Below are 21,999 nucleotides of genomic sequence, written 5' to 3' on the forward strand. Positions count from 1 at the left end.
GCTTAGTTGAGATCTACCGAAAGGCCACTTCTTCACGGAAGTGGCTTTTTTCAAATAGGCAAAACACTGGTGTTGATGTCGACTGCATCAACCGATTCGATGGACGAAGGATATGGCTGCAACCAAACGAGACTATTACGAGGTATTGGGAGTCAGCCGTTCGGCTTCGCCGGATGAATTGGCCAAAGCGTATCGCAAGTTGGCGCTAAAGTACCATCCCGATTCCAATCGCGATGACGCCGATGCAATTGGCAAGTTTAAAGAAGCTGCCGAAGCGTACGAGGTCTTGAGCGATCAAGAGAAACGGGCACGCTACGATCAATATGGTCATGCCGGTGTCGATGGCCGCGGTGGTTTTCAAGACGTGGGCGATATCTTCGAAGCCTTTGGCGACGTGTTCAGTGGCACGATCTTTGAAGGTTTCTTCGGAGGCTCGTCGCGCGGCTCGCGCGTGCGCCGCGGGGCCGATATTCGTTGCGACGTAACGCTCGATCTAGAAGAGGCCGCCAAGGGCGCCCGCAAGCAAGTGTCGTTGACACGTTACGACAAATGTCAAACCTGCAGTGGCAGTGGAGCTGAGGCTGGTTCGGAACCACAGATCTGTCCTCGTTGTCGCGGTCAAGGCCAGGTTGTCCAGGCTACCGGTATCTTGCGCGTGCAAACGACTTGCCCACAATGCCGTGGGAGCAAGCGGATCATTTCCAAGCCTTGTAAGAAGTGTGATGGCTCGGGGCTACAACCACGCGAAGTCTTGCTGGAAGTAGCGATACCACCGGGTGTCGATGATGGCATGCGCGTGCGTATTCCCGGCGAAGGCCAACCCAGTCCAGATGGCGGTCCATCGGGCGATGCATATTGCTTCATCCACGTCAGGCAGCACAAGATCTTTCGCCGCGATGGCAGCGACTTGATTTTGCAGGTCCCGCTCAGCTATAGCCAGGCGGCGCTTGGCACACAATTTGAAATACCCACGCTCGATGGTCGCAAGAACTTGGAGATTCCCGCGGGCACGGAAAGCGGCGCTGTGTTTCAGATGCGCGGGCTGGGTATGCCCGATCCGCACTCCGGTGCCAAAGGCGATCTGTTGATCCAGACCTTTATTGAAGTACCGAAGAAGCTCAACCCGCGACAGGCCGAACTGCTCCGCGAGCTCGCCGAAATCGAACACGAACACGTTACGCCGCATCGCCAAACTTTTCTGGAGCGGATGTGGAACCACTTCCGTCCCTCCACTGATACCCCGGACAAGACTAAGACTTCGTAGGAGTGCCAGGCATGAGCCGTCCCGAACCCACCGAACATCCCATCGACGAAAATGCTGCCGCTAGTGGAGCACCCGATGAAGCTGGCGACAGCGGCTCGGGAGTCGACGAGTTCTTCAGCAACGATGAACGCTTAATCGACATGGCTGCCAGACTGAGAGCAGCCGAGAACGAGGTTCTGAAGAGTCATGCTGAGGCGGAGAATTTTCGCAAGCGGCTGCAACGCGATGCCGAGCAGCAATTGCGATATGCCAACATGCCGCTGGTACGCGACTTGTTAGACGTCGTCGACAATCTCAAGCGGGCCACCGAGTCAGCGGGCTCCGAAGCCGCCAGCGGCGCGTTGCTGGGAGGCGTGCAGTTGGTCGTTCAGCAGTTGACTGGCACGCTGGCCAAGTTTGCTTGCAAGCCGATCGAATCGACCGGTCAACCGTTTGACCCCAACTTCCACGAAGCCATTTCGCAAATGCCTAGTGCCGATGTACCAGCCGGGCATGTATTGCAGGAAGTGGCCGTTGGCTACACGTTACACGATCGCGTCGTGCGGCCTGCCTCGGTGATCGTCAGCACCGGTCCGCAACTCACGTAGGCCAGTCTCTCCGAGGCTGGCAAATCAGCGTCTCGTCACGTAGGCCAGCCTCTCCGAGACTGGCAAATCAGCGTCTCGGAGAGACGCTGCTACGTGAACCAATCAGCGTCTCGGAGAGACGCTGCTACGTGTAGCTATTTAGACTTGAGAGTTGGAAATCTGAAATTTGAAGTTCGAAACTTCTTCGCCGGTGGATTCAGCAACCAGGCGTGGCGTTAGGTCAATATCGTCATGCATCGGGCCTGCTGGCGGTTGAGGCAGGCGGATCATGAGTGTTCGCACTAGCGCTTGCATAATGCCCATGCCTCCGGCTAGCACCAGCGAAGCGACTAAGAGAATCAACCGCTTGGGACTAGCCTTCTTTAGTTGCAGCGAGGCGGGTTGGACCACGGCTATTTCGCTGAGACCTTCGCTATCGAGACTCTCGAGCAGCTTAGCTTTGTCGCGGCTTTGAGCATTCTGTAAATAAACGTTCTCGGCCAACGTGGCTTGCCAGGTGAGTTTCGTCAGATCCAATTCGTTCTTGTTCAGCTTGAAGATCTTCTCATCCAAGTTGACCAGGTGTTGCTTGAGGGAACCGCGACGAGCTTCCAGTCCATCTTTGCGTACTAAAGCTGACCGGTAGGCAATTTCCAGTTGCTGATACACTGGATTGATGGCTTCGCGATTCTGCGGCTGTTCTTTGCGTTCGCTGCTGGCGATCGCAGTGACCGCTTCTAGCTGCTCGCGGACGGCGCGGAGCTGAGGATGATCTTCGCGCAGGCGAGCTGACAGTTCTTTGGCTTGAACCTCCAGCGCGTAGAGTTGTTGCCGCATGCCATCGCCGGTGTTGGCCGTGATACCGGTGATCGTTTCCAGTTTAATGCGTTCAGGCGTGGCCTTCATCTCGACCTGATAGCGATTGACTTCAGAAGAGGTGGCTGCCAGATCGACTTCGACTTGATCGAGCTCCCGTTGGGCTTGAGACAATTGTTCCCGCAAGGCGGCTCGAGCAGATTCGATTTCGATCAAGCCCATATCGTCTTTGGCTTGGCGCACCATTTCCTTGGCCGCTACAGCTTCGGTATACGCTTTGTCGGTTTGCGTTTCAAAGAAGCCCAGCGCGCCGCCGTTGCGATACGCGTTAACGTGATAGATCTGGTACTGTTCGATCAGAGCGCTCAGAAGATCCTGCGACAAGTAAGGCGAGCCGGAACGGACGCGGACATGGATTGTATACGCGTTTTTAGCGGTGGTGAATTCGATGTTGTCCTGCAGCTTGGCGATCGCTTCTTCTTTTTGCAGATGAGCTTCGGTTTCTTCGCCGGTCAATTCACCTTCGACATCATCGCTGCCGCCACCGCCGCCGGAAGGAATCAGCCCCAGCAAACCTTGCATGGCCGTTTCGACGATGCCATGGGGTTCGAGAATTCTTTCCGCCCCAATCTGGTCGACGATTTGTTCGGCCAGAGCGCGGCTCTGCAACATTTCCTTAACGGAGTTGACTTGAGAAACGCGGGTTTCTTGGACTGAGACGGTTGGAGTGATGCTGCTGGTTGGATCGCTGGAAAGTGTGTTGCGTCCCAAGCGAACGAGCAACTGCGCGTCGGAATCGTATTTGACCGGCAAGAGCCACACGACAACTGCCAATAGTAAAGCCATGGCGAGAGTTACGGCAACTACGCTCGTTCGTTGCTGCCAGATTGCACGCAGCAGTTCGCCAATACTCAGCGAAGCGAACCATTCCACGTTATTGTCTTGAACCACGGATTCACCTGTGCACTGACGTAATGAATGCAGCCGAAACCAGTCTCTTCAGGGGTGGTGAGGTGGTTTCTGGCACTACCGGCTAACCTCTGTCCAGCTTAATCAGGGCACAGGGTCAAGTCTCAGCAGCACTCACCTCGGGCGTCGGAAATCTGAAAAGTCGGTCACATTGTAACGTTTCAGCGACTTTTGGCTACAAAACTTGACGAAACAGCCCCCAGGCGACTAGTGTAAAGGCTGCGGCATGTGGCATAGGCTTCCAGCCTGTGTAACTTTGTAGCCGATCTCGCCAGAGATTGGTTGAATCACGCTTGTCGATTCCAAAGTCTGGCGACTTCGGCTACGGCTAGGGATCGGTATGCTTTTGCCTCCGGCTTTCAGCCTGTGCCTTTGTCAGCAGTAACCTCCACGTCCCAATTACCTTCTTTTTAATAGACGACCCATGCCAGCGATCCTTTGGCCCGTGATGTGGATTCTGTTTATGGTTGGCCTGTGGGTCGCATTTGGCGTCGTGGCCATGAAAGAAAGCAAGGCTCGCAAGAAAGCTGCCAAAGAAGCGTTGGCTAGCCAGCAAGCCATGGCTGGCGTGGGCGCAGAAATGGCGCCCGCTGACGCAGGTGGATTCGATGACGGCTTCGGCCAGCCTGCCGAGTTCGCCGAATTCGACGAAAACGCATTTAAGTAAGTTTTCGTAGCCGATCTCGCCAGAGATTGGAACAAGTCTTCGTAGCCGATCTCGCCAGAGATTGGATCAAATTTTCGTAGCCGATCTCGCCAGAGATTGGATCTTTGATCGCTAGCGCTACGAGTCCAAAGTCTGGCGACTTCGGCTACAGGGTCCAAAGTCTGGCGACTTCGGCTACGGAGGAGCGATGCTCCTTCCGCAAAACTTCCTCTGCCTCTATAATCTTGCAAGTTTATCTACGACACGCTTGCAGACGGGCTGGGAGGTCTTGAACGTTGCCACAATTCGGTGAAGTTGCCAAGTTGGCTTTGGAAGATGGGACGATTTTTGAAGGCATAGCTTTCGGAGCTCGAGGCGAAACGTCGGGTGAAGTTGTTTTCAATACTTCGATGACCGGCTATCAAGAAATTCTCACCGATCCCAGCTATCGTGGTCAGATCGTGACCATGACGTATACCGAAATTGGGAACTACGGTACCAACCCTGTAGACGTTGAGAGTGGCAAACCGCAGGTGGCGGGTTTTATTGTCCGCGAAGGCTGTCGCATTCACAGCAATTTTCGCTCGCAGTGCGGCTTGCAAGATTACCTGAAACAAAACAATATCGTCGGACTAGCGGGTATCGATACTCGCGCCTTGGTGCGTCATATTCGCAGCAAGGGTGCGCTCAAAGGCGTGATCTCGTCGATCGATTTGGATGATGCTTCGCTGATTGAAAAAGCGGTCGAAAGCCCCAGCCTGGTCGGCCGCGACTTGGTGCGTGAAGTGATCCCCGAGCGCGTACGCAGTTGGGATCAAGGGCTCTTTCAGTTAGAAGCCATCACACCACCGACTGCTTCCACTGGTCAGCATCCACATATCGTGTGCCTCGACTATGGCATGAAGTGGAATATCGCGCGTCATCTGGCAGAGCGTGGTAATAAGGTCACCATTCTGCCTGGCACAGCTACCGCGGCGGACGTACTCAAGCTGAATCCGGATGGAATCTTTTTGTCCAACGGCCCTGGCGACCCAGAGCCGCTGGAGTATGCGATCGGAACCATTCGAGAGCTGCTAGGCAAGAAACCCGTCTTCGGTATTTGCTTGGGTCATCAACTGCTCAGCCTGGCATGCGGAGCCAAGACTTTCAAACTCAAGTTCGGCCATCGCGGTAGCAACCAACCGGTGCTGAACGTCGATAGTGGCAAAGTCGAAATCACTTCGCAGAATCACGGCTTTGCTGTCGATGAAGCTTCGCTGCCCTCAACGTTGCGTATCACCCATCGCAACTTGAATGACAACACAATTGCCGGCGTAACCCACAAGGAACTGAAAGCCTTCAGCGTCCAGTATCACCCCGAAGCCTCTGCTGGTCCGCACGACAGCCAGTATCTCTTCGATCAGTTTCAATCGCAGCTCAATTAATCACCGTCCGTAGCGGAAGCCGTCAAGGCTTTCGTCTTGATCTGTTCACGCCGCGATGCGGAGCGTTCGAAATGCTTGACGCATTCCGCTACTTGGACTTGCGCATGGATTCTTTCATGCTGACAAAGTCCGACAGCAAGAAGATCACGGTCGAAAACGCGGTGATGACTTCCATCAGCATGACCAGCTTGGCCGGAATATGGGCCGGAATTATATCGCCGTAGCCAAAGAACGAAAAATTCAGCACGCTGAAATAGAAGCACTCGAACAGCAGTTCGGCTCCGTCTAAGCCCTTTGCCATCCCCGAGAAACTCTCCGCATCGAGTTGCTTGAGGCAATAGAAGTCGACCGAGAACGAAAGCGTAACTTCGGCCATGTTGTAGGCCATGAGCAACAAAAAGCGATGATAGGGCAAATCGCTGGCAGTGGCTTGCACCAAATGCCACAAGGTTTCGGCGAAATAGTAGCCGGTCTTGAAAGCGGCCACGGCCACGACAGCCCAAATCAGCCACCAGGCGTGGCTAGAGCCCAAGTAATTGTGAGCCCACTGAATCGCGACGGCGGCCCCCACAATAAAAAGAATTTCCAGCGGTTCGCGAATATGCATATAGTCTCCTTTCGCTCCGCGAAAGGCAAGCTTTGGCTTCCCCGCTGTACCGCTTTGCCTTTCGCGGAGCGAAAGGAGACAATAATACATCGCCGTGCCAACTTATCGCAAATTATTCTTCAGCACTCAATACGCCCGAAACGGATATTATGACAATCGATATACCTCAAGCCGCAGTGCGGCCTAGCGGGCAAGTTGCCGCCAGACGTTGGCGGACGCGACTTTGGTGGCTGACCGGGTTATGTGCGCTGCTGGCCCTCGGTGTATCGCTCAGTGCTCTTCGTGCACCGGGCGAGAAGATTGTGGTGCACTTTCGCGAAGGTCATGGAATCAAACCGGGGGATACCTTGCGGTATCGCGGCATCGACGTGGGGGCTGTGAAAGCTGTCCATCTGACCGAGAACATGCAAGGCATCGATGTGCAAATTGAGTTGATGCCTGAACATCGGCGCATCGCAGTTGAAGGCAGTCGATTCTGGATCGAACGTCCGCGTTTGAGACTTGGCCAGGTCACGGGACTCGATACAGTCATTGGTGCGAAATATGTGGGCGCCATTCCCGGTGATCCTCAGGGCAAGCACCAATCGGAGTTTGAAGGTCAAGAAAATCCACTGGGCATGTCGGAGCGCGACTCGGTCGATGTCCGCGTGCGTTTCCCAGCCGGCGAAGGTCTGTCGGCCGGCGATCCTGTGCGTTACTTGGGGATCGATGTAGGCGAAGTCACCTTTGTGGATTTATCGGAACAACTCGAGTCGGTGTGGGTTGGTATCCGCCTGGTCGGAACCGCTCAAGAACTGGCCCGCAGTGGTTCTCAGTTCTGGATCGAACGGCCGCGACTGGACATCAGCGAAGTTCGCGGACTCGATACACTCATCGCTGGCAGGTACATCGCTATCGAACCACCCCTGGGTAAGTCCGAAGCGGCCACTGAGTTTGTAGGACTGGCCGAAGCACCACCGCTGACACGCCGCGAAGGTTCGTTGGAGTTGGAACTGGAGGCGCGGCAGCGCCATGGTCTGGTTCGAGGAGCCCCAATTACATATCGCGGTCTGGAAGTCGGACGCGTGGCCGATGTTTCTTTAGCCTCTGATGGCGCGAGCGTGAGTGTGCAGATCATTATCGAGCCCGAGTATGCCGACCTGGTACGCAACAACAGCGTGTGGTGGTCGACCGGTGGAATCAAGGTCGATGCTAACTTGGCGGGCGTAAACTTATCGGTCGATTCGTTTACCTCTTGGCTGCGTGGTGGCGTATCGTTCGCGACACCCGATCCACCGGGCGATAAAGTGGTCACTGGTTATCGCTTTGGACTAGCCGATAAAGCAGATGCGGATTGGTTGTCATGGGAACCGCACATTGCCACGGGGCCCTGGTCAGCACAATCGGACCGGCAGCCACTGCCGCGCGTCGTGCGGATGGCAGCCAGTTGGCAAGCTTCGTTTTTGGGATTCAGTCGACGCAGAAGTGTACAGAGCTGGTGCCTGCCGCTGGAAGGCAATCAAGCTTGGGTGCCCGCTAGCTTTCTGAAATCGGCAGCAGATGCCAAGGTGCCTTTCAATCTAGAGATCGGTGGTCGTTCCGAACCGTTTACGCCGCCTGAAAGTAACCCTCAAGGTCCGATTGCCACCGTGGCCATTCCCGCTGGTTTGAGTTTGCCGCTATGGCCGCGCCAAAGAATTGCCAAGCAAAGTTGGAGTGGCAAGAGCCCGCTCCTGGTGGTCAATCCTGAGATGAGCGAGCCCTTGCCCTTAAACGCATCCAGAGCTGCGGTTTCTTCCGCAGGTGTGATTGAGATTAATGAAGCGATGCCTTTACACAAGTCGCTTGAAGGTTCGGCAGTGATTGATACAGCTTCAGGTGAACTTCTGGGTTTATTAATCAGTCTTAACAATCGTTGGATTGTGGCCGGCGGCAAGTAAGCACTTTCATCTAGAGACTTTCTACCCAGGCAGTTACCATAGATGGACGATTGTCCAGTATCTCCATAATCAGCCAAAGGCTTTCCAAGTTCCATGAGAACTCGCGATCAAATAGTAGGCTCAATTGTCTTGGTAGCCGCCGTTATTGGAGTGGGGGCCGCGATTGCCTATACCAAATACGCAATGAATCAAGCGGCCGCTGCGCTACCACCACCGCCGGAACCTTCCATCGTCGTCCGTAGGGCGGACATCACCGAGGTGGCTTATCGCTTGCAAACGACTGTCATCGGTACAGTGCTAGCGCCGCAATCGATTACGCTGAGCAACGAAGTGGCGGGCACGGTGCGTCGCTTGGGTTTTGAATCAGGCGAAATGGTCGAAGCAGGTCAAGTGTTGGTTGAATTGGACACCAGCGTTGAACAGGCCGAGCTGCTGGCATCGGAGGCACGCGTGCGGCTGACCAAGTCGACCTTGAGTCGCATGCTGAAAGCCGCTTCGTCTGATGCGGTGACTGCCGCCGAGGTTGAAGAAGCTCAAGCGCTTTATGATCAAGCCAATGCCCAAGTCGAACAGCTGAAAGCGGTCATTGCCCGCAAGACGCTCACGGCACCTTTCAAAAGTCGCGTTGGCCTGAGCAATACGCATCTAGGTCAATTTTTGCCCAGTGGTTTTCAGATCGCCACCCTGCAAAGCGCCGATGACTTTGTGCACATCGATTTTATGATTCCCCAGCACGTCGCAGATACTGTGCGTGTTGGTCATCAAGTCAAGTTGGTCGATGAAGCTGCAGACTACCCGGCGACGATCATTGCCTTGGACGCCCGGGCGGATCGACTGTCGCGCAATCTCATGGGCCGCGCTCTGCTCAAACCGATTCCACCTCAACTGCGGCCGGGCGACTCGGTGCGCGTCGTTGTTGACTATGGACCCGAACTAAAGACGATGTCGGTGCCTGCCGAAGCCATTCGTCGCGCACCGATGAACACCTTTGTGTACGTGGCCGAAAACGACCAAGAGAATAAACCACGAGCTCAAGCTCGAACTGTTAACGTAGGCCAGAGTGTAGGCCAGCGAGTAAGTATCCTCGATGGCCTGCAGCCCGACGACCAGGTCGTGGCCGAAGGCTCGTTTAAGTTGCGCGAAGGTGCATTGGTGGAGTTCGCTCCGTAGTGCGCGGCTGCTGCTGATCGAACTATACATCTATCTCAGGAAAACGCTGCGTGCGAAGCATTACCGATATATTCATCCGTCGGCCCGTTCTGGCCATCGTGGTCAATCTAGCCATCGTGCTGATTGGTTTTCGGGCCATGTTCATGTTGCCGATCCAGCAGTATCCCAAGCTGGAGAGCACTTCGATCCTGATCACCACGTATTACATCGGTGCCAGCGCCGAAGCAGTACGTGGTTTCTTGACGACGCCTATCGAGCAAGCGGTGTCGTCGATTGCGGGCATCGATTACATCGAGTCTGCCTCGACCGCCGGCGCTAGCGTCATCACGGTCCGCTTGAAACTCAATCATGACAGCACGCAAGCGCTGGCCGAAGTCAACGCGCGTTTGCAACAAGTGCGGCGCCAGTTACCGACCGAAGCTGAACCGCCGCAGATCGAACTGCAGCGTGCCGACCGACCGTACGCTTCGTTCTATATCAGTTTCACCTCCGACAAACTGAATATCTCCGCCCTAACCGATTGGCTCAACCGCAACATTCAACCGCAGTTGTCTATCTTGCCGGGCGTGCAACGCGTGGGCATTGAAGCGGGCCAGGCCCCTGCGATGCGCATCTGGATTTCACCCTATCGGCTGAGCGAACTGAATCTCACGCCTGGCGATGTTTACACGGCACTGCAGCGTAACAACTACCTGGCCGCCATCGGTCGCGTGCGTAATGATGCTGTGCAAATTGATCTGCTGACCAACACCGACTTGAAAACAGTCGACGAGTTCAAGGACCTGATCGTCTCGCAGCGCGACGGCGCGATCACTCGCCTGCGCGATGTGGCCAGTATCGAACTGGGTTCGGAAGAGCCGATGGCCACGGCCATGTATGGTGGCAAGGAAGCGGTCTATGTTTCGGTATGGCCACTGCCCGGCAGCAACGAAATCGACGTGGCCCACAAACTGCGATTGGAGCTGGAGAAATTACGGCCCACTCTGCCCGCGCATATCGATATGCAGTTGGCCTTTGATGCCACCAAATTCATGGAAGACGCGCTGACCGAGATCTCGCACACCCTGGCTGAAACGATCGGTATCGTGGGGCTGGTGGTCTTTTTGTTTATGGGATCGTTGCGAACTGCCCTGGTGCCACTGATTGCCATGCCCGTTTCGCTTATCGGCGCAACCGTACTGATGATGTTGATGGGATTCTCCTTGAACCTGTTAACAATATTGGCGATTGTGTTGGCCGTGGGTTTGGTTGTCGACGATGCCATCGTCGTCGTCGAAAACATTCAGCGTCACGTGCAATCGGGTATGACACGCACCAGAGCTGCGCTGGTGGGGGCTCGTGAACTGGTCGGTCCGATCATTGCCATGACAGTCACGCTGGCAGTGGTCTATGCGCCGATTGGATTCCAAGGTGGACTGACCGGCATGCTCTTCCGTGAGTTTGCCTTTACATTGGCAGCCGCAGTCGTCGTCTCCGGCGTGGTGGCCGTAACTTTGTCGCCGGTGATGAGTGCCAAAATGGTCCATCCTTCGGGCAAAGAAAGTTGGTTGACGCGTTTCGTCAATGCAAGATTTGAAACGGTTCGTCGCCTCTACACGTATTGTCTGGGCATAGCCCTCGAGCTTCGCTGGGCCATAGTTGTGGCCACTTTGTTGATCACCTTGGCTGCTGCTCCGCTGTATATGTTCAGTGGCAAAGAATTGGCCCCGGTCGAAGATCAAAGTGCGATCGCTGTATTCATGTCGGCAGCACCGGATGCTACGCTCAAATCAACTACCAAGTGGGCTCAAGATGTCTCGGGGCGCTTGACCGAGTTGCCTGAATCGAAATACATGTGGGCACTGGTAAGTGCCAACTCAGGTTTTGGCGGCATCATCACCAAAGATTTTCGTGAACGTACGCGTAGCACTACCGAAATGTTTCCCGAAGTGTTCGGTATCGTTTCCAAAGTTCCAGGCATTGAACCCTTTCCGATCCTGATTCCCCCACTGCCTGGAGCAGGTCAGTACGACGTCGAGCTAATCGTCAAGAGTGATCAGCCTCCAGAGCAATTGGCTGACCTGGCCGCGGAGATCACTGCCAGAGCCAGAACGACTGGCCTGTTTATGTTCTCCGATACCGATTTGAAGTTGGACTTACCTCAAGCCCGCGTGACGGTCGATCGCGAGCGTGTGGCCGATTTGAATATGGACCTGGCCGCAGTAGCCCAGGAGTTGGGCGTGTTGCTGGGCGGTGGTTATGTCAATCGCTTCAACTACTTCAATCGTTCATACCAGGTGATACCGCAACTGGCTGAAGTCGATCGACAGTCGGCCGGCTCGTTGATGGATCTAAAGATTCGGACGCCTGCCGGTGAACTGATTCCTGTCTCCAACTTTGCCACGATTGAGCCCGTGACGGCTCCGCGTACGTTGACCAAGTTTCAGCAGCAGAGTTCGCTGCGTGTCTTTGCCGGTGTGCTCCCGGGTGTGACCAAAGAAAAAGGCATCGACGCGATGGAGGAGATTGCCCGCGACGTGCTTGGTCCTTCAGCCACGTTGGACTATGGCGGGGAGTCGCGTCAGATTCGCCAAGAAAGCTCAGCCCTGACTGTGACTCTTGGGTTTGCACTGGTCATGATCTATCTGGTCCTGGCAGCCCAGTTTCATTCGTTCCGCGATCCCTTGATTGTGCTCTTGGGTTCGGTGCCATTAGCAATTTCCGGTGCCTTAGTATTGACGTTCTTGGGCTTGACCACGATCAATATCTATTCGCAAGTAGGACTAATCACGTTGGTCGGTCTGGTTGCCAAGAACGGTATCCTGATCGTTGAGTTTGCCAATCACCTTCAGGAATCCGGTTACAACAAACTGGCAGCGATCCGCGAAGCCTCACAAACGCGCTTGCGACCGGTTCTGATGACTTCGGTTGCAACTGTCTGTGGTCACTACCCGCTGGTGTTGGTCACTGGTCCGGGTGCCGAAGCTCGCAATAGTATCGGCATTGTGCTAGTGGCCGGAATGGCGATCGGAACTATCTTTACGCTGTTTGTAGTACCAGCTCTGTACTTGATCTTAGCTGCGCAGCATCGAGCCACCTTGGCTGATCATGAAGAGGCAGATCTCGACCTGCCAATTGATGGGTTGAGCAGTGAAGAGATGGACACATCACCTATTCAAGAGTTCGCCTTGGAGAGTTCGAATCGCGCGTAGCCAGCTTCGCGCGGGAGACTCTACTTACATCAAAGCGGTGCCAGATGGCACCGCACTCCAAAGGCGGCAGCCTTGGTGTAGAGCGGCTGTCCCCAGCCGCTCAGCACCCTTTAATCAAGTATCTGCAAACCATTGGACTGCGCTTTGGAGTGCTGCGGCGTAGCCGTAGCTTTGATGTGATAACCCAACCGTACCGCCAGTTGGCACCGCACTCTAAAGTACCGCACTCCAAAGTGCTAAGCCTTGGAGGGATTAACGATCCAGGCTGCCAGGTCCTTGATTAGCTGTTCATCGACGTGGCCTTCGCGGGTGTACTCAGACGGCTGGCTGCGGCCTTGGCCGGGCATGAAGAGGTGGTTCAAGTTTTCATACAACTTCAAAGTGCAATTGGATTTGTCTTTGAGCGCGGCTTGCCAAAGTTTCCAATCGTCGTCGGTGACTTGATAGTCGCGACCACCTTGCGCCAAAAAGAGTGGAGCGGTCATCTGCTTGGCTTGTTCTGCCGGCTGGTAATCGCGTAGGTCGAGCCAGTAGGCGGCTGGGATACCAAGTGGCAATTCACTGGCAGGAGTGTCGGCGGTTAACTCGTTGGATTTGACTTTAGCCACTTGAGCCCTCAGCTTCTCCAGTTCCGCTTGCTCTTCCGCGCTGGGTTGACTGCTAGCCAGAATTTCTTCAGTTTGTTGCAAGACCAGGTCTTCAAGCGGGCGAGCCGATGCGGCCAGACCGATGTAACCGGCTGCCTGTGGAGTGAGGGCAGCGATGCGCGGCAGTAAGTTACCGCCCAGACTGTGACCCAAAATATAGACTCGCTTGGGATCAATCGCTTTCTGCTGTCTCAATAGTTCAAACGCGGCCACCGCATCATCGATCGTCTCTTCCTTGACAGTCAACTTCTTGGCTTGCATGGCCATCACGGTGGCGAATTGTTTGGTGCGTTTTTCGTAACGCAACACGGCGACACCCTGTGAAGCCAGGCCATACGCCAAGTCGAGAAACGGTTTGTTGGGTCCAATCGTTTCGTCTCGATCCTGCGGACCCGAGCCATGCACCAGCACGACCGCCGCTACTGGTTGTTCGCTACTGGCGCCCGCGGGCAACATGACTGTGCCAGGTAAGTTTAGTAGTCCGCGACCGATCGATACTTCGCGCGTGGAGACTTCTTTGGTCTTGGCGTACGCCGGAGGCGTGTATTTGCCTGCAGGTAACAAGAACAACCCGGCCACATGATCGTCGGCATCGAACACCAGTTTCAGATCCATTCGGCCACGTTCGAATTCACACGTCACCAAAACCACGTCATACTTGTCGGCTTTCGCATGCCGCGTACCGGCAATCGATTTGAGCGAACCGAACTGTTTGTTAATCCCGCCCCAAGTCTTAACGAGGGCATCTTTCGGCAGCGCCGACTTCATGGTCTTATCGAAGTGCTCGAGGACCTCATCCCACTTGGCTTGGTCCAGGGCTTGGGTAATGGAGCTGGCCTGCTCGGAAAGTTTGGTGACGCGCTGCGGATCTTGCGCGGTTGCTATGCAACACCAGCCTGCCAAGAGCATCCAGGTTGAGCAAAAACGGAGTGGGTTCATGGTTACCTCATTTGTCTAGAGATCGTACAGCTTTTAAGTCAGTTGTACGGAGGGCTTTATGTCACCTCTCCCAAGCTTTGCTTGGGGGAGGTCGGAGCCAGCTTTAAGCTAGGCTCCGGGAGGGGGGCTCGTTACCGAAGTGGAAGTGTCTGCAGCAGAATGCACCACACAAATAGTTTCGCTGCAACGGGTTAAAAAGCTGTACGATCTCTCTAAGCACGCGGGTGCGTCTACGTGCTCGGCCGAGTCAAACAGCCTATAGTGTAACCTCTCAGGCCAAGGGTAAACTTTAGGTTCCCTTTTTCAAATAGAAACTCGATCATGCCAGGTCCTCCTCGTCGGCGCAGGCAGCGCCCCAATCCACCTGACTCCGCCGAGTCGCTCTGGGCCCAGGCTGTGCAGCATCTCGTGTCCTACGACTTTCACACAGCTGAAACGATCGCGTTGGAATTGTTCTCGGCGCAGCCCAAGCGGGTCGAGGCCTTGCACTTGGCGGCGGTGGCGGCGTCGAAGCAGAAACGGATCGATGAGGCGATCACTCGCCTGCAACAATGCACTCAGCTCAACGTGAATTATGCGGCCGCATGGAAAGACTTGGGCAGCTTATGCTTCAATGCCCAGCGGCTCAGTGAATCCGAGACCGCGTTGCGCACTTACCGGGCGCTGCAGCCCACTGACAGTTCAGTTTTCGGACTGCTGGGCACCGTGCTACAGGCCATGGAACGTTACGAAATTTCGGTCGTCTGTTTTCAGCAAGCGATCGACATCGACCCAGACGATAGTCGACTGTACGCCGCGTTGGCTCGCAGTTATCAGAAACTTGAACGCAGTGCACAGGCCCTCACCGTTTTAGAGCGCGGACTGGCCCGTACTCAGTGCGCCCCCCAACTGCATCGCCAACGTGTCGCCATTCTCCGTCGTACTGGTCGCCTGGGCGAGGCAGCCGAGGCGGCCCGCGCCTGGTTACTGGCACAGCCGGATAACCCAACTGCCCAACATATCGCGGCGGCGCTAGGTCAAGAGACGGCTCCCGGCCGCGCGAGCGATCAATATGTTGCCCAAGTTTTCGATCAGTTTGCCCAGCAATTCGATGAAGACCTGGCCCGCTTGGAGTATCGTGCGCCGCAGCTAATTGCCCAGGTCGTTTGGCATGAAACCAGAAACAACCTCCAGGTGCTCGATGCCGGTTGTGGAACCGGTTTATGTGGCCCTGCCTTGCGCGCCATATCTAAATGTTTAGTAGGCGTGGATCTTTCCGCAGGAATGCTCGAACGAGCCAAACTGTTAAATGTGTATGACAAACTAGTTCATATGGAACTCACCAATTACCTCACAACTTGTTCTAGGCAGTTCGACTGGGTTGTTTCGGCTGATACTTTAAACTACTTTGGTGACTTGTCGCCCGTCTTTGGTTGTATATGGCAAGCCCTCAAGCCTGGTGGACAATTCGTCTTCACGCTGGAAGAAGACAGTGACAAACGGACAAGCACTCCGTATCGGCTTTGTCCCAGTGGGCGCTATGCCCACAGTAGTGAGCAAGTTATCAGCTGGTTGTCCGCGGCTGGATTTAAAGAGATTCAAATCCAGCCAGAAGTATTGCGGCAAGAAGCCGATCGGCCCGTGATTGGTTTGTTAATTTATTGTCGGCGTGGCGAGTAACTCACAATGGGTGTCGCGCCAAAGATGAGTCTTTAAGGTAATGTCATGCGATCCCCTCTCAATTGGCGGCGTAATCCAAAACGTCTTAGCAACCATCGGCGACGGCTTACCCTGGAAGGGCTCGAAGATCGGCGGCTGCTCGCCAATCTGCAAATCACCAGTGCATCTTTGGTCGATGGCAATCGAAACCCGATTGCCCAGCCTGTCATTGGACAGAAGATTAGCGTCCGCATGGACTTCAACACTGAAGCCCTGGCAGGTAATGCCAACTATACGCTGTCGTTTAAAGTTCAGGGTGTCGAGCTGTCCCATACCGACATAACTTGGGGCCAGGGGTTAGCCTTCGGTTCTTGGTTCGCAATTCATGTCGGCTGGTATGCCGAAAATGGCGGGCTGCATACCGTCGAAGTGCAAGTAGATTCGGGGAGCAGCGTCAATGAGACCAACGAAACAGACAACACGTTCTCATTTACATTTACACCGGTATCCATTGTCTTGGCGGAAAAGTTTGTGTGGCCTGAAAACGGAAGGGTTGGCGAAGACTTAACTTTGACCAACTATAACGACTTGGATCCCACGGCCGGTGTTCGCGACGTCAGCGGCGGACCTCACAGCTACAATGGACACGATGCGATTGATACGGGCGGCTCCAACAACGCTGCGATGGACGAAGGCATCGAGATCGTGGCCGCCGCCTCGGGGACGATCATCCAAGCGGTCGATGGCAACTTTGATCGCAATCGGGGTACGCTCGGCAACATTGTCCCAGGTGGACCAGCCAACTTTGTCGCTGTCGATCACGGCGGCGGACTGATCACCTACTACTACCACATGCGTCGAGACTCAGTGCATGTAAAAGTTGGACAGCAGGTGCAGCGAGGTCAAGTCATTGGCATGGAAGGCAGTTCGGGCAACTCTACGGGCACACACTTGCACTTCGCCGTTTATTATCAAGGGCTGGCTGTAGAGACCTTTCTGGATCCCAATGCATATTGGATCGATCCACTGCCCCACGTGCTGGACCTGCAGGGTATCACCGATGCGGGCGTTACCAATTATGACCTCCTGAATCACTTGGGCGAACGTTCATCGGACGTCGGCGAGTTTAGCCCAGGCGAGCGTGTGTATGCGTGGATTGTTATGTCCGGCGCTCGGCGAAACGATGTTATTCAAGCACACTACAAACGGCCCGATGGTTCGACCTTCTCAACTATCAACCTCACCGTTCCGGCTGACTACTCCAGTTCTTATTGGTATTACTTTACCAACCTGCCAGCCAACGCAGCTCTGGGTACTTGGTCCGTCGATTTTCGTATCGGCACTCGGGTCCTCAAGACGGTTAGCTTTGTGGTCAGTGCTACGGGAGGTCCAGAAGCGCGGGTGGAAGAGATGGACCCGCAACGTATTGTGCTGGACCAGCGCTCAACGCCCTACGATTTTGGCAAAGTCACTGTCAACGCAGTTGTCCCGACTCAGACCTTTCGCCTGGTCAACCATGGCACCGCACCCTTACTCGTCAACCGCATAGAGGTGCCCGAAGGCTTTACGCTGGTCAGCGGAGTATCCAGTACGCTGGCCCCAGGCGTCGGCGAACTATTCACAGTTGGTATGACGACCACCACAGCTGGCTACCACGCTGGACAGGTGCGCATCTACTCCAACGATGTAGACGAAGCGGAATACAATTTTTCAGTCGACGGATTCGTTCAATCAACGGCTCCTAATTTGTCGCTGGGCATTGGCCTGCGGCACGCAGTCGAGGGTCGGCAAGTTATCGCCAATGTGCGTCGCACTGGGCCCACGACGTCGGCACTCACGGTCAATCTCTCCAGCAGCGATCTCACCGAACTGACTACACCGCAGAGCGTGACGATTCCCGCTGGATCGGACTGGACGAATTTCTTCATCAATACCATTGATGATGGTTTGATGGATCCAACTCAAATCGTAACTCTGCGGGCAACAGCGGCAGGTTTCGATGCTGCGATTAACACGATCGACGTGGAAGACGCCCCGGCCTTGGCCGTATCATTCGCGCCCAACACCATCGATGAAGCGGGTGGATCGACGACTGTTACCGTTACGCGTAGTTTCACCGAGACCTGGTTACCACTAACGGTGACCATGTCTGGCTCCGATGCGACCGCGCTAGATTTGCCGAGCTCGATCGTTATTCCAGCCGGCCAGATGTCTGCCAGCTTCACGGCCACAGCCATTCCCGATTCCGTCCTGGAAGGAACCACTGTGGTAACGGTATCGGCCAATGTTTCAGGCTATAAAACTGGAACCGCCGAGTTGAACATTGTGGATGCAGGCAGCTTTGAATTGCAACTGACAGACATATCGATCAGCGAAAACGGCGGCACAACTACGCTCACTGTTCGTCGGACAAATTCCAATATCAACGAGCCGCTGGTGGTCAATCTATCCAGTAGCGACACCACGGAAGCGACGGTGCCCGCAAGTATCGTCATTCCGGCCGGAGTTGCCGTGGCTACCGCGAGCGTCACGGCCGTGGATGATAATCTGCTCGACGGTACTCAAACGGTTTTGCTCTCTGCTTCGGCGACTGGTTACGCCAGCAATACTACTAGCCTGCTGGTCAGCGACTACGAAACACTCGCCCTGAGTTTTCAAGTCAGCGAAATAAGCGAGCAAGGTGGATCCACCACGGCCACGGTCAGGCGTAACAACACCAACCTTACACAAGCCTTAACGGTCAACCTCCTCAGCGACGACCTGACCGAAGCTACCGTGCCAGCGAGTGTCACTATTCCTGCGGGCCAATCCTCTGCTAATTTTACGGTCACGGCAGTTGATGACTTTTTGCTCGAGAATCCCCAAGTCGTACGCATCACCGCCAGCGCCAGTGGTTATGTTAGCGCTCAACAGACTATCACTGTGCTCGATGCGGAATCTCTAAGTATTATCTTGAATACCCCGACGATCAGCGAACGCAACGGTGTCGCTACGGCCACACTTTCACGCAGCAATTTCAATAACACACAGCCATTAGTCGTAAGTCTTCAAAGCGCGGACATCAGCGAAGCTACCGTACCTGAATCAGTGACCATACCTGCCAATCAGGCCTCAGTCAGTTTCCAAGTCATGGCCGTTGATGATGCGATCCTGGATGGATTGCAAACTGTGGCTTTAACTGCGTCGGCTGCCGGATATGCCGATGGTTTAGCCAATGTGAGCGTGGCTGATGCGGAAGAGCTGCAGTTGGATATGGCCCTATCCAGTATCCCAGAGCTTGACGGCATCACCACAGTCACGCTTCGACGTCTGAATACCGATTTGGATCTACCGCTGGTTGTGCAACTGACCAGTGGCGATCTGTCGGAGCTCACTGTGCCTGCCGAGGTCACTATTCCAGCCGGCCAGCCCAGCGTCGAGTTTCAAGTAGAAGCCGTCGATGACAACCTACTCGATGGCACGCAATCGGTCGTGATTACTACGCAATCCACAGGTTATTCAACCGCCACTGCTGCCATCTCGGTTACGGACGTCGAAACGCTCAGCTTGTCGATCGACCGAGCGAATATGAGCGAAAAAAGCGGCACTGCGACGGGCACCATTCGCCGCAACAACACCGATTTAGCGCAGTCGGTGGTGCTAAATTTAGTAAGCGGCGACACATCCGAAGCGAATGTGCCTGTTAGCGTGACCATTGCAGCCGGACAATCCTCAGCCACCTTTCCGATCTTCGCTGTTGATGACGCGCTGCTGGACGGTTCACAAGAGGTTTCCATAGCGGTCAGCGGCAGCGGATACCAATCCACTTCAACATCGATCCAAGTCACCGATGCAGAAGAACTGACCCTGTCGATTGTTGACGGATCGATATCAGAGAATGGTGGAGTGGCCACGGCGCGGGTCAGCCGAGGGAATGTCGATACCGATCAGGCGCTGGTAGTGACTCTGATCATCGATGATGACTCTGAAGTGACGTATCCTGCCACTGTCACGATCCCAGCGCTACAATCGGCTTTCGACTTTCAGCTGAGCGCCATCGACGATTCACTGTTGGATGGAGTGCAATCGGTGACGCTGACAGCCCAAGCGGCCGGCTATCCTGATTCTGCCAAATCGATTCAGGTAACCGACTACGAAACTCTGTCGGTCGCCATCGATTTAGTTGAGATATCCGAGCAAGATGGCCTGGCCAAGGCCACCGTGATGCGCAACAACACCGATATCGATCTGCCCTTGACGGTGTCTATCATCAGCAGCGATCCATCGGCAGCCAGCGTGCCCACCAGTGTGACCATTCCGGCTGGGCAGGAGTCGGTTGTGTTCGATGTCACAGCCGTCGATGATGATTTGCTGGATGGATCGCAATTAGTGTTTGTTACTGTGCAGGCAACCGGATACGAGAGCGCCAGCACCAGCACGCGCGTCTCCGATTTTGAAACGCTGACAGTTCAGCTGGACAGTGTCAGTGTTCTGGAGAACGCTGGCCAGGTTGCAGGCACCATCACGCGCGGCAATAGCGATATCCAGGCAGCCCTGACTGTGCAGCTATCCAGCACCGAACAGGGCGCGGCGACCGTACCGGCTAGTGTCACAATTCCAGCCGGTCAGTCGAGCGTTGGTTTCGTGATCACCATTGTGAATGACCAATTGCTAGATGCCGACCAAACCACCCTGATCAAAATTCAGTCCAGTGGATATGAGTCGGCTGAAGTGTCGCTAGAGGTTCGCGACGATGAATCACTCACGCCCTGGAAGAATCCTCGCAACTCGCTGGATGTGGACGACAGCTCGTTCGTAGTTCCGCTGGATGCACTGCTCCTGATTAATTCGCTGAATACCGAAGGTCCGCGCGAGTTGCCCGATACGCTACCCAATCCATTCGACCCGCCGCGCTACTATGACACCAACGGTGATGGGTTCCTGTCTCCGATCGACGCTTTACTGGTTATCAACTTTTTGAATTCTCAAGTTAGCAGCGAAGGCGAACTGGCGATGGACTTGGAGATTATCGAGCGTCTTAGAAAACGGAACACATGATCAGTCGCTGAGTTCAGAGTTGAGCAACGCGTCTAAGTTGTCGAAAGTGCGTTCTAGTTCATCCACCAGGCGAGCCAGTTCGAAATCGACGATGTAGAAGTGGCCTGCGCGAGCATCGTAGGTGATATTGCGGAGTTCGGCATCATCGTGCTGAACCCCGTACTCGCGCAGCTCACGGAAAAGCTGATTGAGCTTCTGGGGACTGACGTGTGTAGCAGCGACACCGCAGGCGGTGAGCACAATCTCCAGTTCGCGGCGATTGACCGTCAACAAGCGCGGCACGAAGGGACACGCTACTCGCGCCAAATGCTCGAGAATCCGCACTTCGTTTTCCATTCGCTGTCTGGCCTGGTGGCCTCGGTACTGTTTGACCACTTTACCGTCGTAGGTCAAACAGACTCGCGAACGTTCTGTATCTTTCAACTTGTGCATTGCCGGTACCTGTGGCCCCAATCAGTCCCGCAGCGGCAGCCCGCCGGCTACCCTCGCCCCGGTCAACGTAGCTTGTCGTACCCCACCACGTGTCAAGCCGCGTACTGGGCCAGCCGACAATTGCACGTCCAGTATCACGATCAGAGCGCCTCTGACGAAAATTGCCCTCTGAGAAGGGGGCGACGTCACCTCCCCCGCGTCGCGGGGGAGGTCGCAGACGAGGCGTTTAACCTTCGTCTGCGGGAGGGGGCAGGGCGCTAGGCAAGACTCCTGCCGTAGCCGAAGTCGCCAGACTTTGGACGCGTTACCAATCAACGTCCAATCTCTGGCGAGATCGGCTAGTGCGCCCAGACCCCTCCCGAATCTCGCTACGGCTCGATTCGACCTCCCCAAGGCAAAGCCTTGAAAAGGTGACTGTCACCTCCCCCGCGTCGCGGGGGAGGTCGCAGACGAGGCGTTCAGCCTTCGTCTGCGGGAGGGGGGCAGGGCGCTAGGCAAGACTTCTGCCGTAGCCGAAGTCGCCAGACTTTGGATGCGTTACCAATCAACGTCCAATCTCTGGTGAGATCGGCTAGTGCGCCCAGACCCCTCCCGAATCTCGCTACGGCTCGATTCGACCTCCCCAAGGCAAAGCCTTGGAGAGGTGACTGTCACCTCCCCCGCGTCGCGGGGGAGGTCGCAGACGAGGCGTTCAGCCTTCGTCTGCGGGAGGGGGCAGGGCGCTAGGCAAGACT

13 protein-coding genes are annotated in these 21,999 nt (G+C 55.2%); 9 read left to right on the plus strand and 4 right to left on the minus strand.

Going from position 1 to position 21,999, the window contains the following annotated elements; genetic code table 11:
• The first annotated feature begins 112 nt into the window (after positions 1-112).
• Entirely contained in the window at positions 113-1,264 is a 1,152-nt protein-coding gene (dnaJ, locus tag SH573x_RS22580) for a molecular chaperone DnaJ (protein WP_479350071.1), read from the plus strand.
• Between the two features lie 11 nt (positions 1,265-1,275).
• Positions 1,276-1,851: a nucleotide exchange factor GrpE gene (locus SH573x_RS22585; protein WP_479350072.1), complete on the plus strand. Its 576-nt coding sequence runs from the start codon at positions 1,276-1,278 to the stop codon at positions 1,849-1,851.
• Positions 1,852-1,989: 138 nt separating this feature from the next.
• Here SH573x_RS22585 and SH573x_RS22590 read toward each other — a convergent pair whose 3' ends face one another.
• Positions 1,990-3,597: a GumC family protein gene (locus SH573x_RS22590; protein ID WP_479350073.1), complete on the minus strand. Its 1,608-nt coding sequence runs from the start codon at positions 3,595-3,597 to the stop codon at positions 1,990-1,992.
• Positions 3,598-4,039: 442 nt separating this feature from the next.
• On the opposite strand from SH573x_RS22590, the gene SH573x_RS22595 reads away from it, so the two are divergent.
• Positions 4,040-4,282 (plus strand): hypothetical protein, encoded by a 243-nt coding sequence (locus SH573x_RS22595; RefSeq protein WP_479350074.1) that lies wholly within the window; start codon positions 4,040-4,042, stop codon positions 4,280-4,282.
• A gap of 275 nt (positions 4,283-4,557) precedes the next feature.
• Complete coding sequence (gene carA / locus SH573x_RS22600; RefSeq protein ID WP_479350075.1) at positions 4,558-5,685, plus strand: glutamine-hydrolyzing carbamoyl-phosphate synthase small subunit; 1,128 nt, start codon at positions 4,558-4,560, stop codon at positions 5,683-5,685.
• Positions 5,686-5,773: 88 nt separating this feature from the next.
• Here carA and SH573x_RS22605 read toward each other — a convergent pair whose 3' ends face one another.
• A complete protein-coding gene (locus SH573x_RS22605) occupies positions 5,774-6,292 on the minus strand; it encodes an ion channel (protein ID WP_479350076.1) in 519 nt (172 codons plus the stop codon).
• Positions 6,293-6,441: 149 nt separating this feature from the next.
• Between SH573x_RS22605 and SH573x_RS22610 the strand changes: the two genes are divergently transcribed.
• The 3 genes from SH573x_RS22610 to SH573x_RS22620 all read left to right on the plus strand — a co-directional run bounded on the left by SH573x_RS22610 (position 6,442) and on the right by SH573x_RS22620 (position 12,572).
• Positions 6,442-8,211, plus strand: coding sequence for an MlaD family protein (locus SH573x_RS22610; RefSeq protein ID WP_479350077.1), 1,770 nt, complete (start codon positions 6,442-6,444; stop codon positions 8,209-8,211).
• A 93-nt stretch (positions 8,212-8,304) separates the two neighbouring features.
• The gene (locus SH573x_RS22615; RefSeq protein WP_479350078.1) at positions 8,305-9,381 is read left to right on the plus strand and encodes an efflux RND transporter periplasmic adaptor subunit; all 1,077 of its coding nucleotides are present in this window, start codon (positions 8,305-8,307) and stop codon (positions 9,379-9,381) included.
• Between the two features lie 50 nt (positions 9,382-9,431).
• Complete coding sequence (locus tag SH573x_RS22620) at positions 9,432-12,572, plus strand: efflux RND transporter permease subunit (RefSeq protein ID WP_479350079.1); 3,141 nt, start codon at positions 9,432-9,434, stop codon at positions 12,570-12,572.
• 236 nt (positions 12,573-12,808) lie between these two features.
• On the opposite strand, the gene SH573x_RS22625 is transcribed toward SH573x_RS22620, so the two are convergent.
• Entirely contained in the window at positions 12,809-14,158 is a 1,350-nt protein-coding gene (locus SH573x_RS22625; protein WP_479350080.1) for an alpha/beta hydrolase, read from the minus strand.
• Positions 14,159-14,479: 321 nt separating this feature from the next.
• Here SH573x_RS22625 and SH573x_RS22630 point away from each other — a divergent pair, with 321 nt between their 5' ends.
• Positions 14,480-15,817 carry a methyltransferase domain-containing protein gene (locus tag SH573x_RS22630; protein WP_479350081.1) on the plus strand — a complete coding sequence of 446 codons (1,338 nt, stop codon included), beginning with the start codon at positions 14,480-14,482 and terminating at the stop codon, positions 15,815-15,817.
• Positions 15,818-15,862: 45 nt separating this feature from the next.
• Positions 15,863-20,833: a peptidoglycan DD-metalloendopeptidase family protein gene (locus SH573x_RS22635; protein ID WP_479350082.1), complete on the plus strand. Its 4,971-nt coding sequence runs from the start codon at positions 15,863-15,865 to the stop codon at positions 20,831-20,833.
• On the opposite strand, the gene SH573x_RS22640 is transcribed toward SH573x_RS22635, so the two are convergent.
• The gene (locus tag SH573x_RS22640; RefSeq protein ID WP_479350083.1) at positions 20,834-21,265 is read right to left on the minus strand and encodes a BUD32 family EKC/KEOPS complex subunit; all 432 of its coding nucleotides are present in this window, start codon (positions 21,263-21,265) and stop codon (positions 20,834-20,836) included. It lies immediately after the preceding gene.
• Between the last annotated feature and the right edge of the window lie 734 nt (positions 21,266-21,999).

Source organism: Rania fehmarnensis (assembly GCF_056494185.1).